We start from the raw sequence: 13,730 nt of genomic DNA, 5'->3' as shown, positions 1-13,730 counted from the left end.
ACAGCGAGGTCTCGATGCCCAACTTCATGCTGTTTCTCGCCACGTCGATCGCGATTACGTTCGCGCCGGGTCCCGACAACCTGCAGGTGCTCGCACGCGGCATCTCGCAGGGCCGCGCGGCCGGTTTCGTCGCCGCGCTCGGCTTCACCGCCGGGATCCTGTTCCACACGACGCTCGCGGCGCTCGGCGTCGCGGCCGTGCTGCGTTCGTCGCCGGTCGCGTTCGAGATCCTGAAGCTCGCGGGCGCCGCGTACCTCGTGTGGATCGGCATCAAGGCGCTGCGCAGCCAGGGCCTCGCGAACGCGCACGAGCGCCCGCCGCAGCCGCTCGGCACGATCTTCCGGCAGAGCGTGATCGGCAACCTGATGAACCCGAAGGTCACGCTGTTCTTCGTCGTGTTCCTGCCGCAGTTCGTCGATCCGCACGGCGGGCAGGGCGTGACGCTGCAGATGTTCGAACTCGGCGCGCTGTTCATGCTGCAGACGGCCGTGGTTTTCTCGCTGTTCGGCGTCGGCGCGGGCATGATCGGCGCGTGGCTGAAGCGCCGCCCGAAGGCCGGCGTGTGGCTCGACCGGATCGCCGGCGCGACGTTCATCGCGATCGGCATCCGCGTGGCGCTGAAGGACTGACGACGATGACGTTTCCGTGCATTGCGGCCGCGCGCCGTTTCGACCCGGCCGCGCACCTGCGTTTCGAGATGGCCGGCCAGGCGGTCGGCTGGGTGCGCCGCCAGGATGTCGCGATGCTCGCCCGCTGGCCCGACGTGTTCGAGCTGACCGACGAGCGCGTCGTGCTGGCGGCGCGCTACGACTCGGTCGACGCACGCAGCATGGCGCTGGCGAGTGCCATCGGCGCGCTCGCGGCCGAAGGCGCGATTCCCGGCTGGCGCGACGAGATCTACGCGATCCGCAACCGCTTCGACGATCCGCCGCTCGCGTACATCGAGCGCGCCGCGTCGCGCTTCTTCGGCACGCAGACTTACGCGGTGCATCTGAACGGCATCGTAGAATATGCGGTTGCGCCGGGCGAGCCGTCCGCCGCGGCCGTCCCGCAGATGTGGCTCGGCCGTCGCAGCGAGACCAAGGCAACCGACCCCGGCATGCTCGACAACGTCGTCGCGGGCGGGATCGGCTGGGGCCTGGGCGTTCACGAGACGCTCGCGAAGGAATGCTGGGAAGAAGCCGGCATTCCGGCCGAGCTGGCCGCGCGCGCGATCGCGGGCCGCGCGGTGCAGGTGCTGTGCTCGCTGCCGGAAGGCACGCAGTCCGAACTGATCTTCGTGTACGACCTGCCGCTGCCGCGCGACTTCGCGCCGCGCAACCAGGACGGCGAAGTGGCCGAGCACCTGCTGGCCGGCGTGCCCGAGGTGATCGGCTGGCTGCGCGCCGGCCGCGCGACGATGGATGCGAGCCTCGCGACGCTCGACACGCTGCTGCGCCACCGCTGGATCCCGGCGGCCGATGCGGCCGGCATCGACGCCCTGTTTGCACCGGCCGCGTGACGCGTGCCGCGCACGCAGTCCGGCGGCGCGAACGGGCAATTTGACGAATACGGAAACGAAGGGAGTAGCGGTCATGCCGACCGATCACAGCTTTATCTTGAAACTGTCGTGCCCCGACCGGCACGGCATCGTCCATGCGGTCTCGGGCTTCCTGTTCGAGCGCAGCAACAACATCCTCGATTCGGCGCAGTTCGGCGACAGCCGCACCAGCGAATTCTTCATGCGCGTGCACTTCGAGCAGGACGGCGGCGGCGCGGATGCCGCGACGGCGCTCGACACGCTTCGCAAGGAATTCGCGCCGCTCGCCGAGCAGTTCTCGATGCGCTGGGAACTGCATGACGCGGCCGTGAAGCCGCGCGTCGTGATCATGGTGTCGAAGATCGGCCACTGCCTGAACGACCTGCTGTTCCGCTATCGCACCGGCCAGCTGCCGATCGAGATCCCGGCGATCGTGTCGAACCACAAGGAGTTCTACCAGCTTGCCGCGAGCTACAACATCCCGTTCCATCACTTTCCGCTGATCGGCGGCTCGTCCGATGCCGCGAAGGCCGCGCAGGAAGCGCGCGTGCTGGAAGTGATCGACGAGCACCAGGCCGATCTCGTCGTGCTCGCGCGCTACATGCAGATCCTGTCGCCGAACATGTGCGAACAGCTCGCCGGGCGCGCGATCAACATCCACCATTCGTTCCTGCCGAGCTTCAAGGGGGCGAAGCCTTATTACCAGGCGTTCGATCGCGGCGTGAAGCTGATCGGCGCGACCGCGCACTACGTGACGACCGATCTCGACGAAGGCCCGATCATCGAGCAGGAAGTCGAGCGCGTCGACCACAGCATGACGCCCGACCAGCTGACCGCGATCGGCCGCGACGTCGAGTGCGTGACGCTCGCGCGTGCGGTGAAGTGGCACGTCGAGCACCGGATCGTGCTGAACGGGACGAAGACGGTCGTGTTCCGCTGATTCGCCAGCGCAGGCCCGTTACAAACAAAAACGCCGCACCCGTTACGGGGTGCGGCGTTTTTTGTTGCCTGAGCGCGCCGGCTGCTTCAGATCAGCCGCAGCAGATACAACTCGCGCTTCAGGTACGCATAGAAGATCGGCGCGGCGATCACGCCGGGCAGCCCGAACGCGGCTTCCATGATCAGCATCGCGAGCAGCAGCTCCCACGCGCGCGACTCGATCTGGCCGCCGATGATCTTCGCGTTCAGGAAGTATTCGAGCTTGTGGATGACCACGAGGAACGCAAGCGACGCGATCGCGGTGCCCATGCTGACCGACAGCGACACGGCGACGATCAGCGTGTTCGAGATCAGGTTGCCGATCACGGGCAGCAGGCCGACGATGAACGTGACGAGCACGAGTGTTTTCGACAGCGGCAGCCGCTGGTGGAAGATCGGCAGCGCGACGAGCAGGTAGATGCCGGTGAACACCGCGTTGATCGCCGAGATCTTGATCTGCGCGAACACGATCCGGCGGAATGCGTCGGCGAAGCGCGACACGCGCGTGACGAGCGCCGTGGACAGCGGCCGGCGCACCTTGCCGTGCTCGACGCCGATCGCGATCATCGCGCCGATGATCATCCCGAACAGCACGTGGCCGAAGCCGCGCGCGACGCTCTTGCCGCTTTGCTGAAGCTGGTCCATGTGCGAGTGCATCAGCACGGCGGCCTTCGTCTTCATCTGCTCGACGTCGACGGGCAGCAGGTTCGCGATCCAGGCCGGCGTGCGCGCGCGGGTCTGCTCGACGATCTGCATCAGCTGGTCGAGCAGGCTCTGCAGGTTCGGCACCGTGCGTTCGAAGTGTTCGATGATGCCGATCGTCAGGCCCGTCAGCGCGCCGACGATCGCGATGGCCAGCAGCACGACGGCGACCCAGCGCGCGCGCATGCTCGTGGTGTGACGTTCGATCACGGGGGCGATCGTGTGGATCAGCTGATAGACGAGCAGGCCGGCCAGCAGCCCGCCGAGCAACTTGAGCTCGATCACGAGCCACATCGCGAGGATCGCAAACGCATAGCTGCCGATCTCGAGTGCCGACAGCTTCGGCAGGCTGAAATCGCTCGTCAGCCGCACGCTGCGCAGGTGCGGTTCGCGATTCTGCGTATCGCGAGACGAGTCTGGTTGCTTCTCCATCGTGGATTCCTGTCGTTCGTGTGTCATGCCGCGGAATGCGCGGCAGAGCCGTGTTCGCCCGGCGCTGCACCGGATTGGTGCGTACGGCGAACCTTACGACCGTAAAGTATAGCCGCCATTATGGGCCGCAACGGGGCCGTTTGGCGCATGGTGTAAACGCAGAAGGGAAAACGAGAGGAGGCCGGTTGCGCGGTGCGCGCAGGCGCGCGCGGCCGGGCGGCCGCGCGCGGGAGGGACAGGGCGGCGCAAAGCGTCAGCCCGCCGCGACCTTGCGGGTCGGGCGCTTGAGCAGCGGCGCGAGGTACTTGCCGGTAAAGCTCGCTTTCGTCTTCGCGACCTGCTCGGGCGTGCCCTGCGCGATGATCTGGCCGCCGCCGGCACCGCCTTCGGGGCCGAGGTCGATCACCCAGTCGGCCGTCTTGATCACGTCGAGGTTGTGCTCGATGATCACGACCGTGTTGCCCTGGTCGCGCAGCCGGTGGATCACTTCCAGCAGCAGCGCGATGTCGTGGAAGTGCAGGCCGGTGGTCGGCTCGTCGAGAATGTACAGCGTGCGGCCGGTGTCGCGCTTGGAGAGTTCGAGCGACAGCTTCACGCGCTGCGCCTCGCCGCCCGACAGCGTGGTGGCCGACTGGCCGAGGCGGATGTAGCCGAGGCCGACGTCGAGCAGCGTCTTCAGCTTGCGCGCAATGACCGGCACCGCGTTGAAGAACGCATACGCGTGCTCGACGGTCATGTCGAGCACTTCGCTGATGTTCTTGCCCTTGTACTGCACTTCGAGCGTCTCGCGGTTGTAGCGCTTGCCGTGGCACACGTCGCACGGCACGTAGACGTCCGGCAGGAAGTGCATCTCGACCTTCAGCACGCCGTCGCCCTGGCACGATTCGCAGCGGCCGCCCTTCACGTTGAACGAGAAGCGGCCCGGATCGTAGCCGCGTTCCTTCGAGGTCGGCACCCCCGAGAACAGCTCGCGGATCGGCGTGAACAGGCCCGTATAGGTGGCCGGGTTCGAGCGCGGCGTGCGGCCGATCGGCGACTGGTCGACGTTGATCACCTTGTCGAAGTGCTCGAGGCCCTCGATCGCCTCGTGCGGCGCCGGTTCGGCCGACGAGCCGTACAGGTGGCGCGCGACCGCGTGATACAGCGTGTCGTTGATCAGCGTCGACTTGCCGGAGCCCGACACGCCGGTGACGCAGGTCAGCAGGCCGACCGGCAGCTCGAGATCGACGTGCTTCAGGTTGTTGCCGTGCGCGTCGACGATGCGCAGCATCCGCTCGGGATCGGGCGCGAGCCGCTCGTCCGGGTACTCGATCGTGCGCTTGCCGACCAGGTACTGGCCGGTGAGCGACTGCGGGTTCGACTGCACCTGCTTCGGCGTGCCTTCGGCCACGATCACGCCGCCGTGCTCGCCGGCGCCCGGGCCCATGTCGACGACGTAGTCGGCCGTGCGGATCATGTCCTCGTCGTGCTCGACGACGATCACCGAGTTGCCGAGGTCGCGCAGGTGCTTGAGCGTCGCGATCAGGCGGTCGTTGTCGCGCTGGTGCAGGCCGATCGACGGCTCGTCGAGCACATACATCACGCCCGTCAGGCCCGAGCCGATCTGCGACGCGAGCCGGATGCGCTGTGCCTCGCCGCCCGACAGGGTCTCGGCGCTGCGCTCGAGCGACAGGTAGTCGAGGCCGACGTTGTTCAGGAACGTGAGGCGCGCGACGATTTCCTTGATCACCTTGTCGGCGATCTCGCGCTTCGCGCCTTCGAGCGTCAGGCCGTCGAAATAGCCGAGCGCGTCGCGCAGCGGCCAGCCGCTGATTTCATAGATGCCGCGCGCGTGGTCGCCGGTGCCGATGCGCACGTGGCGCGCTTCGCGGCGCAGGCGCGTGCCTTCGCACGACGGGCACGGCTGGTTGTTCTGGTACTTCGACAGTTCTTCGCGCACCGCGACCGAGTCGGTCTCGCGGTAGCGGCGCTCGAGGTTCGGGATGATCCCTTCGAACACGTGCTCGCGGATCGTCGTGCGGCCGCGCTCGTTGATGTACGAGAACGGGATCGTCTGCTTGCCCGAGCCGAACAGCAGCACCTTCCGGATCTTCTCCGGCAGGTCCTCGAACGCGGCGTCGATGTCGAACTCGTAGAACGCCGCGAGGCTCTGCAGCATCTGGAAGTAGAACTGGTTGCGGCGGTCCCAGCCTTTCACGGCACCGGCCGCGAGCGACAGCGACGGGTGCGCGACGACCCGCTTCGGGTCGAAGAACGTGATCTGGCCGAGGCCGTCGCATTCCGGGCACGCGCCCATCGGGTTGTTGAACGAGAACAGGCGCGGCTCGAGCTCCTGGAGCGAGTACGAGCAGATCGGGCACGCGAACTTCGAGCTGAACAGGTGCTCGTGGTCGGTATCCATTTCCAGCGCGATCGCACGGCCGTCGGCGAGGCGCAGCGCCGTCTCGAACGATTCGGCGAGGCGCTGCTTCATGTCCGGGCGCACCTTGAGACGATCGACGACGACGTCGATCGTGTGCTTGTCGTTCTTCTTCAGCTTCGGCAGCGACTCGACCTCGTAGATCTTCGCGACGCCTTCGTTCGCGGCGCCGCCGCCCGAGCGCACGCGAAAGCGCACGAACCCCTGCGCCTGCATGTCCTCGAACAGCTCCGCGTGCTCGCCCTTGCGGTTCGCGATGACGGGCGCGAGGATCATCAGCTTGGTGTCCTCGGGCAGCGCGAGCGCCGCGTCGACCATCTGCGACACGCTCTGCGCTTCCAGCGGGATGTCGTGATCGGGGCAGTACGGCGTACCGACACGTGCGTACAAAAGTCGCAGGTAGTCGTGGATTTCCGTGACCGTGCCGACGGTCGAACGCGGGTTGTGGGACGTCGCCTTCTGCTCGATCGAGATCGCGGGCGACAGACCCTCGATCAGGTCGACGTCGGGTTTCTCCATCAGCTGCAGGAACTGGCGGGCATACGCGGACAGGCTTTCGACGTAGCGGCGCTGGCCCTCGGCATAAAGGGTGTCGAACGCGAGCGACGACTTGCCCGACCCGGACAACCCGGTAATCACGATCAGCTTGTGGCGCGGCAGGTCGAGATTGACGTTTTTCAGGTTGTGGGTACGTGCCCCACGGATACGGATCTGTTCCATGAACCTGGCGAAAATGGAGGGAACCAAACCTGCTACTATAACGGCTTTTCGAGGCCGTCGTTTGGGGCCCCCGGCCTTGGCCGCAGGTGGCAGCAAGGCGGCGCCTGCGCCGGGAAAGCGGCCGCGCCGCGCGGTTCCGGGTGGCCCGCGGGCTGCCTGAATCCTGCCCCGACGTGTCGCCCGCCAAGCCTCCCGGGCCGCTGGTCCTGATCTTCCGCCGCCCGGTGTCGGGCGGTCATCCCGATCATTCGAAATTCATTCCCGATGTCCAATCCGTCTGCCACGTCTTCCCGCATGACTGCGCCCGAATTGCGCGCGACCACGTCGCTCGCGGCGATCTTCGCGCTGCGCATGCTCGGCCTGTTCATGATCATGCCGGTGTTCTCGGTCTACGCGAAAACCATCCCGGGCGGCGACAACGTGCTGCTCGTCGGCATCGCGCTCGGGGCCTACGGCGTCACGCAGTCGCTGTTCTACATCTTCTACGGCTGGGCGTCGGACAAGTTCGGCCGCAAGCCGGTGATCGCCACGGGCCTCGTGATCTTCGCGATCGGCAGCTTCGTCGCCGCGTTCGCGCACGACATCACGTGGATCATCGTCGGCCGCGTGATCCAGGGGATGGGCGCGGTTTCGTCCGCGGTGCTCGCGTTCATCGCCGACCTGACCTCCGAGCAGAACCGCACGAAGGCGATGGCGATGGTCGGCGGCTCGATCGGCGTGTCGTTCGCGGTCGCGATCGTCGGTGCGCCGATCGTGTTCCACTGGGTCGGGATGAGCGGGCTGTTCGCGATCGTCGGCGTGCTGTCGATCCTCGCGATCGGCGTCGTGCTGTGGATCGTGCCCGACGCGGCGAAGCCCGTGCACGTGCCCGCGCCGTTCGCCGAGGTGCTGCACAACGTCGAGCTGCTGCGCCTGAACTTCGGCGTGCTGGTGCTGCACGCGACGCAGACGGCGCTGTTCCTCGTCGTGCCGCGCCTGCTCGTCGACGGCGGCCTGCCGGTCGCCGCGCACTGGAAGGTCTACCTGCCGGTGATGGGGCTCGCGTTCGTGATGATGGTTCCGGCGATCATCGTCGCGGAAAAACGGGGCAAGATGAAGCCGGTGCTGCTCGGCGGCATTCTGGCTATCCTGATCGGTCAATTGCTGCTGGGCAGCGCGCCGCATACCATCCTGATTGTGGCGGCGGTCCTGTTCGTCTACTTCCTCGGTTTCAACATCCTGGAAGCGTCGCAGCCGTCGCTTGTGTCGAAGCTCGCGCCCGGTTCGCGCAAGGGCGCGGCCACGGGTGTCTACAACACCACGCAGTCGATCGGGCTCGCGCTCGGCGGCATCGTGGGCGGCTGGCTGCTGAAGCACGGGGGCGCCAACACGGTGTTCTACACGTGCTCGGGGCTCGTTGCCGCGTGGCTTATAATCGCGGCCAGCATGAAAGCGCCGCCGCGCAAGGCCTGAACTTACTTCGGGCAGGCACCGGCGGCGTTCGCCGGCTTGCCCGGCGGGCCGCACCGGCAGCGTGAGCGGGCGGCCCGGCATCGAATTTACTGGAGAAACACATGGCATCCGTCAACAAGGTCATCCTCGTCGGCAATCTCGGCGCCGATCCTGAAGTCCGTTACCTGCCGAGCGGCGACGCGGTTGCGAATATCCGTCTCGCGACGACCGACCGCTACAAGGACAAGGCCAGCGGCGATTTCAAGGAAATGACCGAGTGGCATCGCGTCGCGTTCTTCGGCCGTCTGGCGGAAATCGTCAGCGAATACCTGAAGAAGGGTTCGTCGGTCTATATCGAAGGCCGCATCCGCACGCGCAAGTGGCAGGGCCAGGACGGCCAGGATCGTTACTCGACCGAAATCGTCGCCGACCAGATGCAGATGCTCGGCGGCCGCGGCGGTGCGGGCGGCGGCGGTGGCGGTGGTGACGAAGGCGGTTACGGCGGCGGCTACGGTGGTGGCGGCGGCGGTGGTCGCGGCGAACAGATGGAACGCGGCGGTGGCGGCGGCGGTCGTGCCGGCGGCGCGGCGCGTGGCGGTGCTGGCGGCGGCGCGCAAAGCCGTCCGAGCGCACCGGCAGGCGGCGGCTTCGACGAGATGGACGACGATATCCCGTTCTGATTTCCCGTATCCGAGAAATGTAAAGATCAACCCCGCCCTCTGGTGGGGTTTTTCTTTTTGTATTCGCGATTCCGCGAATTTTCCTTCCCCGCAAGACGGAAGCCGAGACCCGGCCGGCAGGAACCAGGGGGGCTACGAACCCCCGAACCCGACAGCTGGCTCGATTTTTGAGCCTGCATCGTGAGCGGTGCGGTTCAGCGATTTCGTTGTGGATTTCTTCATTCCCGTGAGAAATTCCATATTTATCGAGACAGCTCCCGCGGATAGAGTGCGTTGTCGGCGCGAATGTGATCGCAGATGCAGCCGGCCCAAGTCAACTTTTATCAGGATACCGAATCGATGCATGAGCTCAAACGAAGCGACCTGAAACAGGTCAGTGGCGCTTTTTCGTGTCAACTTAATCCGGCTCCCATCAACTGGGCGGCGGTTGGTGGGGCAGCCCTGGTGGGCGCCGCCCGTGGCCCGCAAGCAGCACTTCTGAGTGGCGCGGGCGCGTTCCTCGGACAGGCCTGGATCTGCAAGTTCTGAATATCGACGGGCAGTTTTGCCTGTCCGTAGGGGGTGTGCGAGCATTTCGATGCTCGCACACCTGTCGTGTTCGATGTATTGAAATGTCGGGAGTCGTCATGCATTTTCGTGATTTGCGAAGCCCGGTCAGGAAGTTCTTGAGGTACGGCCTTTATCCCGAGCGATTCAGCAAGGAGTTCGGCGATGGATGGTTTGCCGTCTTGCTGGGTGCGTTCGGCAGAACGCTTCCGATGTCGGTCGGGGTGGCCGCGTTGAGCAGTGTCGTGGCGCCGGGCGTGCTCACGACGGGGCGTCTGGCATTGACGTCGGCAATCCTGTTCGGACACAGCGCCTACCTGGAGTGGCATTTGATTCGCCGGTCCCAACGCGAAGGGGACTAGGATGTGTTCACGCTAACGAAGGGCTTCGACGATCAAGGCGAAGTTGATAAAGGCAATGAACATCAGATCGAGTTTGTCGACGCGGGAAGATGCGACGAAAGCCCTTCAATCGACGGAACAGCCGCCCGACTTCGTTGCGACGTTTGTACAACTCCCGGTCCTACTCCCAAGGCTCAACGTGCGTGCCCAACGGAGGAACGACGGGGGTGAAGCCGAGATCGAGCGCGAGTTGTCGGGCTTCGTTGCCTTCGTACGCCTTGTCCATCAGCAGGTGCAGCGGCCGATTCGGCGCTTCCAGACGTTCGAGCAGTGCTCGTCCGTGCGGCGCGTCGCCGGCCGAGCGCCTGGTTCCTTTTCATTGATGTCCTTGTCCCTCGCAATCCAGACGAACCGTGGCTGACGAACTTCCCGACCTCATCGCTCCGCATCTCGACGTGTTGTTCTGCGGGATCAATCCCGGCCTGACCGCTGCGGCAACAGGTCATCACTTCGCCGGGAGAAGCAACCGCTTCTGGCGCGTGATCCATCTCGCAGGCTTCACGCCGGCGGAAATTTCGCCGCAGGACGATCGCGCGATACTCCGCCATGGCTGCGGCCTGACGGCGGTGGTGAAGCGGCCGACCGCAAGCGCCGATCAGCTTTCGCGCGCGGAATTCATGGCCGCGGCCGCGGGGTTCGAGCAAAAGGTGGCGCGTTATCGGCCGCGCTTCGTTGCCTTTCTCGGCAAGGCGGCGTACTCGGCGCTTTCCGGCCAGCGTGAGGTCGGGTGGGGATTGCAGCCGGCCCGCATGGAGGGGGCAAGTGTCTGGGTGCTGCCCAATCCCAGCGGGAGAAATCTCGCGTTCGGCCTCGACGATCTGGTCGACGCCTACCGTCAACTGCGTCTGCACGCGAAGGCCGGTTCCGGTCTTCAACCGGAGAGGCGGGATGCGGCGCGGTGAACCCGCGCCTGCGTGGCCGGGCGCCGTGCTGCCCCGCGCGTTCTTCGACCGCGTGGCCACCGACGTCGCGCCGCAACTGCTCAACAAGATCCTCGCGGCCGCGGACGGGCGGGCAGGGCGGATCGTCGAAGTGGAAGCCTATGCCGGCGCGATCGACCCGGCCGCGCATACCTATCGCGGCAAGACGCCGCGCAACGCGACGATGTTCGGGCCGCCGGGGCACCTGTACGTCTATTTCACCTACGGCATGCACTGGTGCTGCAACTGCGTGTGCGGCCCGGACGGCACGGGGACGGGCGTGCTGATCCGTGCGCTCGAGCCGCTGTACGGGATCGAACGGATGCGTGCGGCCCGGCCGCCGCAGACGCGCGATCGCGACCTGTGCCGGGGGCCGGGGCGGCTGACCCAGGCGATGGGCATCAGTGGTGCGCAGGATGGCGTCGATCTCGTCGCTGCGCGCGAAGGATTCGCGATCGTCGACGACGGTGCGGCGCCGCCCGCGAACCTGGCGGGCGGCCCGCGCATCGGCATTCGCGTCGGCATGGACTTCCCGTGGCGGTGGTGCGTGCCCGGCAGCCGGTACGTGTCGGGGGCGCTGCCGCGCGCTTGATGCGAGCCGTACACAAGTCGCACGCAATTCGACCTGCGTCACGCGGTCGCCATTATTGACCGGCTAAGCTGCTCTTTTCGACGTTCGATCGAGGGGGCACCATGCGGCGGGTCGTATTCAACCAGAAGGGCGGCGTGGGCAAGTCGACGATCGTCTGCAACCTGGCGGCGATCAGCGCGAGCGAAGGATCGCGCACGCTCGTCATCGACCTCGACGCACAGGCGAACTCCACGCGCTACCTGCTCGGCGACGCCGCGGCCGACGCGCAGCCGGGTGTCGCCGATTTCTTCGAAACCGCGTTGACCTTCAACTTCCGTCCGGTCGACGTCGCATCGTTCATCCATCCGACCCCGTTCGAAGGGCTCGACGTGATGCCCGCGCATCCGGATCTCGACACGCTGCACGGCAAGCTCGAATCGCGTTACAAGATCTACAAGCTGCGCGATGCGCTGAACGAGCTCGATGCCTACGACGCCGTGTACATCGACACGCCGCCCGCGCTGAATTTCTATACGCGCTCGGCGCTGATCGCGGTCGAGCGCTGCCTGATCCCGTTCGACTGCGACGATTTTTCACGTCGCGCGCTGTACACGCTGCTCGAGAATGTGAAGGAGATCCAGCAGGACCACAACGCGACGCTCGAGGTGGAAGGGATCGTGATCAACCAGTTCCAGCCGCGAGCGAGCCTGCCGCAGCGGCTCGTCGACGAACTCGTCGAAGAAGGGCTGCCGGTGCTCGCGTCGAAGCTGTCGGCCTCGGTGAAGATCCGGGAGTCGCATCAGCAGTCCAGGCCGGTGATCCATCTGGAGCCCGGGCACAAGCTCGCGCAGGAGTTCCTCGCGCTGCATCGCGAACTGGCCGGCTGATCATCCGCGCCTGCCGGACCCCGCACGCGGCCGCATCATGCGGCCGTTTTTTTATTGCGACCCGCAATTCGTCCGATCATTGATTTCGTCATTAATAATCCCGAAAACGATTTCATAATAAATCCGGAAAAAACGATTACATAAGCGACTGCTCCATTTTCAATGTGCGCCGGTTTTCTAATAAACGGAATAATGAATTGGTAAATGTTGCGCGACGTCATGATCGGCTATCCTGTAAAAAGGTAAAAATGCATTGCGGGACAGAGTGAAGCGCCGCCCCGTCTGCGATGTCGGCGCATCACGGGTTCCAGCGGTCGCTCGGGATTGGATTAGGGGTTTACACCTAGCATTAATGCCATTTAATTGACAATTAATCGATCTAGAATGGGCTCCTTCAACCTCCCGCACTCAAACAAGTGACGGGTTGTCAATAAGGAAGTCTGCTATCGAACCGGCTTCCGATTTTCCTTACGTCGTCTCTCGCATTGCCAACAGGAGCGTGCCCGATGTCCGTATTTGCCCCCGAAAAACTCAACGCCGATTATCAGTCCGGTATCGCCGCGTGGTTTGCGATCGTCCGTCCGGCTATCCAAGGTTTCGAGGCTGTCGTCGAACTCAACCTGCAAGCGGCCCGGACGGCGCTCGAGGAATATGAGGACAAGCTGAAGAACGCGTTCAACAGCAGCAATCCGGCCGCGGGCTTCGCGCAACAGATCGCCGTGCCGCAGGAAGCGGCCGGCAAGGCCGTGTCCTATGGCCGCCACCTGTTCGACATCGCGGTGTCGACGCAATCCGAATGGGCAAAGGTCGCGCAAGCCCAATACGAACAGAACGACAAGCGCCTGAAGGACGTGCTGGGCGAGCTGTCGAAGCACGCGCCGGCCGGCTCGGCGCCGGTGGTGGCCGCGCTGAACTCGGCGTTGTCCGCGGCGACCGCCGCGGCCGACTCCGTACGCGCAGCGACGGGGCAGGCGATCGAAGCCGCCCAGAGCGGCTTCGACGCGGTCAGCGAAACGGCAACGCGTGGTGCGAAGCAAACGGCCGCCGCCGCGCGCAAGGACGCCGCGGCCGCCCGCGAATCGGCTGCGTGATCGCGTAGCCGCGCAAGCATGTGTCGCGCACGGGCGCGACACGATTGATCGGCGCCGGATGGCGCCGGACGCCGCGTGTGCCGCGCGGTGTCCGGCTCGCATCCGGTCTGCCGCAACGCGCCGGTGACCCGGCGAGCCGTGCTGGTGTGCCACCCGTGCGAACGGGTGCGGTTCGCCGTACGGAGGCATGCGACCGCTACCGCGCCGGATGGCCCGGGGGCGCGTTCGCCGGCCGAGACCGGCTCGCACCGGCGTCGGAACGACGAACTGATTTCAATGCAGGAACTGGACATGACGGACGTAGTAATCGTATCGGCCGCGCGGACCGCGGTCGGCAAATTCGGCGGTTCGCTTGCGAAGATTGCGGCGCCCGAACTGGGCGCGACGGTGATCCGCGCGGTGCTGGAGCGCGCGGGCGTGAAGCCCGAGCAGG

The 13,730-nt window shown here is 65.6% G+C and carries 15 protein-coding genes and 1 pseudogene; 12 read left to right on the top strand and 4 right to left on the bottom strand.

Annotated features, from left to right (window positions below):
• Window positions 1-14: 14 nt before the first annotated feature.
• The 3 genes from DPV79_RS17590 (at window position 15) to purU (ending at window position 2,459) form a co-directional block, all read left to right on the top strand.
• Window positions 15-629: a LysE family translocator gene (locus DPV79_RS17590; RefSeq protein WP_021162592.1), complete on the top strand. Its 615-nt coding sequence runs from the start codon at window positions 15-17 to the stop codon at window positions 627-629.
• Between the two features lie 5 nt (window positions 630-634).
• Complete coding sequence (locus DPV79_RS17585) at window positions 635-1,501, top strand: NUDIX hydrolase (protein ID WP_113046068.1); 867 nt, start codon at window positions 635-637, stop codon at window positions 1,499-1,501.
• A gap of 73 nt (window positions 1,502-1,574) precedes the next feature.
• The gene (gene purU, locus DPV79_RS17580; RefSeq protein ID WP_021162590.1) at window positions 1,575-2,459 is read left to right on the top strand and encodes a formyltetrahydrofolate deformylase; all 885 of its coding nucleotides are present in this window, start codon (window positions 1,575-1,577) and stop codon (window positions 2,457-2,459) included.
• Between the two features lie 86 nt (window positions 2,460-2,545).
• On the opposite strand, the gene DPV79_RS17575 is transcribed toward purU, so the two are convergent.
• Both DPV79_RS17575 and uvrA read right to left on the bottom strand, forming a co-directional pair.
• Complete coding sequence (locus tag DPV79_RS17575) at window positions 2,546-3,631, bottom strand: AI-2E family transporter (RefSeq protein WP_165843528.1); 1,086 nt, start codon at window positions 3,629-3,631, stop codon at window positions 2,546-2,548.
• 253 nt (window positions 3,632-3,884) lie between these two features.
• Window positions 3,885-6,770 (bottom strand): excinuclease ABC subunit UvrA, encoded by a 2,886-nt coding sequence (uvrA, locus tag DPV79_RS17570; protein WP_113046067.1) that lies wholly within the window; start codon window positions 6,768-6,770, stop codon window positions 3,885-3,887.
• Window positions 6,771-7,034: 264 nt separating this feature from the next.
• On the opposite strand from uvrA, the gene DPV79_RS17560 reads away from it, so the two are divergent.
• The 4 genes from DPV79_RS17560 to DPV79_RS17545 all read left to right on the top strand — a co-directional run bounded on the left by DPV79_RS17560 (window position 7,035) and on the right by DPV79_RS17545 (window position 9,789).
• On the top strand, window positions 7,035-8,222 hold the full coding sequence (locus tag DPV79_RS17560; RefSeq protein ID WP_059688693.1) for an MFS transporter: 1,188 nt from the start codon (window positions 7,035-7,037) through the stop codon (window positions 8,220-8,222).
• Between the two features lie 101 nt (window positions 8,223-8,323).
• Window positions 8,324-8,881: a single-stranded DNA-binding protein gene (locus tag DPV79_RS17555; protein WP_021162583.1), complete on the top strand. Its 558-nt coding sequence runs from the start codon at window positions 8,324-8,326 to the stop codon at window positions 8,879-8,881.
• Between the two features lie 297 nt (window positions 8,882-9,178).
• The gene (locus DPV79_RS17550) at window positions 9,179-9,409 is read left to right on the top strand and encodes a hypothetical protein (RefSeq protein WP_225740280.1); all 231 of its coding nucleotides are present in this window, start codon (window positions 9,179-9,181) and stop codon (window positions 9,407-9,409) included.
• 98 nt (window positions 9,410-9,507) lie between these two features.
• Complete coding sequence (locus DPV79_RS17545) at window positions 9,508-9,789, top strand: hypothetical protein (protein ID WP_133295680.1); 282 nt, start codon at window positions 9,508-9,510, stop codon at window positions 9,787-9,789.
• A gap of 12 nt (window positions 9,790-9,801) precedes the next feature.
• On the opposite strand, the pseudogene DPV79_RS17540 reads toward DPV79_RS17545, so the two are convergent.
• Window positions 9,802-10,129, bottom strand: a pseudogene (locus tag DPV79_RS17540) (transposase family protein); the annotation flags it as partial.
• 52 nt (window positions 10,130-10,181) lie between these two features.
• Between DPV79_RS17540 and mug the strand changes: the two are divergent.
• The 3 genes from mug (at window position 10,182) to DPV79_RS17525 (ending at window position 12,206) form a co-directional block, all read left to right on the top strand.
• Window positions 10,182-10,730 (top strand): G/U mismatch-specific DNA glycosylase, encoded by a 549-nt coding sequence (gene mug, locus DPV79_RS17535; RefSeq protein ID WP_060323771.1) that lies wholly within the window; start codon window positions 10,182-10,184, stop codon window positions 10,728-10,730.
• Window positions 10,717-11,340, top strand: coding sequence for a DNA-3-methyladenine glycosylase (locus tag DPV79_RS17530; RefSeq protein ID WP_113046065.1), 624 nt, complete (start codon window positions 10,717-10,719; stop codon window positions 11,338-11,340). The genes mug and DPV79_RS17530 overlap by 14 nt, the downstream gene beginning before the upstream one ends.
• A gap of 101 nt (window positions 11,341-11,441) precedes the next feature.
• Window positions 11,442-12,206, top strand: coding sequence for a ParA family protein (locus DPV79_RS17525; RefSeq protein ID WP_113046064.1), 765 nt, complete (start codon window positions 11,442-11,444; stop codon window positions 12,204-12,206).
• A gap of 35 nt (window positions 12,207-12,241) precedes the next feature.
• Here DPV79_RS17525 and DPV79_RS42120 read toward each other — a convergent pair whose 3' ends face one another.
• A complete protein-coding gene (locus DPV79_RS42120; RefSeq protein ID WP_124924046.1) occupies window positions 12,242-12,427 on the bottom strand; it encodes a hypothetical protein in 186 nt (61 codons plus the stop codon).
• 285 nt (window positions 12,428-12,712) lie between these two features.
• On the opposite strand from DPV79_RS42120, the gene phaP reads away from it, so the two are divergent.
• Both phaP and DPV79_RS17515 read left to right on the top strand, forming a co-directional pair.
• Window positions 12,713-13,297 (top strand): TIGR01841 family phasin, encoded by a 585-nt coding sequence (gene phaP / locus DPV79_RS17520; RefSeq protein WP_113046063.1) that lies wholly within the window; start codon window positions 12,713-12,715, stop codon window positions 13,295-13,297.
• 291 nt (window positions 13,298-13,588) lie between these two features.
• A partial coding sequence (locus DPV79_RS17515; RefSeq protein WP_479891151.1) for a thiolase family protein occupies window positions 13,589-13,730 on the top strand: 142 nt, incomplete at its 3' end.

Origin of the sequence: Burkholderia reimsis (assembly GCF_003294055.1) — a bacterium.
Classification (GTDB): Bacteria; Pseudomonadota; Gammaproteobacteria; order Burkholderiales; family Burkholderiaceae; genus Burkholderia; species Burkholderia cepacia.
This window is presented reverse-complemented; position numbering and strand designations above follow the sequence as displayed.

Bases quoted from the DNA above. Each gene is read 5' to 3' on its own strand.
- DPV79_RS17590 (WP_021162592.1), top strand. From the start codon at position 15: ATGCCCAACTTCATGCTGTTTCTCGCCACGTCGATCGCGATTACGTTC.
- DPV79_RS17585 (WP_113046068.1), top strand. From the start codon at position 635: ATGACGTTTCCGTGCATTGCGGCCGCGCGCCGTTTCGACCCGGCCGCG.
- purU (WP_021162590.1), top strand. From the start codon at position 1,575: ATGCCGACCGATCACAGCTTTATCTTGAAACTGTCGTGCCCCGACCGG.
- DPV79_RS17575 (WP_165843528.1), bottom strand. From the start codon at position 3,631: ATGGAGAAGCAACCAGACTCGTCTCGCGATACGCAGAATCGCGAACCG.
- uvrA (WP_113046067.1), bottom strand. From the start codon at position 6,770: ATGGAACAGATCCGTATCCGTGGGGCACGTACCCACAACCTGAAAAAC.
- DPV79_RS17560 (WP_059688693.1), top strand. From the start codon at position 7,035: ATGTCCAATCCGTCTGCCACGTCTTCCCGCATGACTGCGCCCGAATTG.
- DPV79_RS17555 (WP_021162583.1), top strand. From the start codon at position 8,324: ATGGCATCCGTCAACAAGGTCATCCTCGTCGGCAATCTCGGCGCCGAT.
- DPV79_RS17550 (WP_225740280.1), top strand. From the start codon at position 9,179: ATGCAGCCGGCCCAAGTCAACTTTTATCAGGATACCGAATCGATGCAT.
- DPV79_RS17545 (WP_133295680.1), top strand. From the start codon at position 9,508: ATGCATTTTCGTGATTTGCGAAGCCCGGTCAGGAAGTTCTTGAGGTAC.
- DPV79_RS17530 (WP_113046065.1), top strand. From the start codon at position 10,717: ATGCGGCGCGGTGAACCCGCGCCTGCGTGGCCGGGCGCCGTGCTGCCC.
- DPV79_RS17525 (WP_113046064.1), top strand. From the start codon at position 11,442: ATGCGGCGGGTCGTATTCAACCAGAAGGGCGGCGTGGGCAAGTCGACG.
- DPV79_RS42120 (WP_124924046.1), bottom strand. From the start codon at position 12,427: ATGACGTCGCGCAACATTTACCAATTCATTATTCCGTTTATTAGAAAA.
- phaP (WP_113046063.1), top strand. From the start codon at position 12,713: ATGTCCGTATTTGCCCCCGAAAAACTCAACGCCGATTATCAGTCCGGT.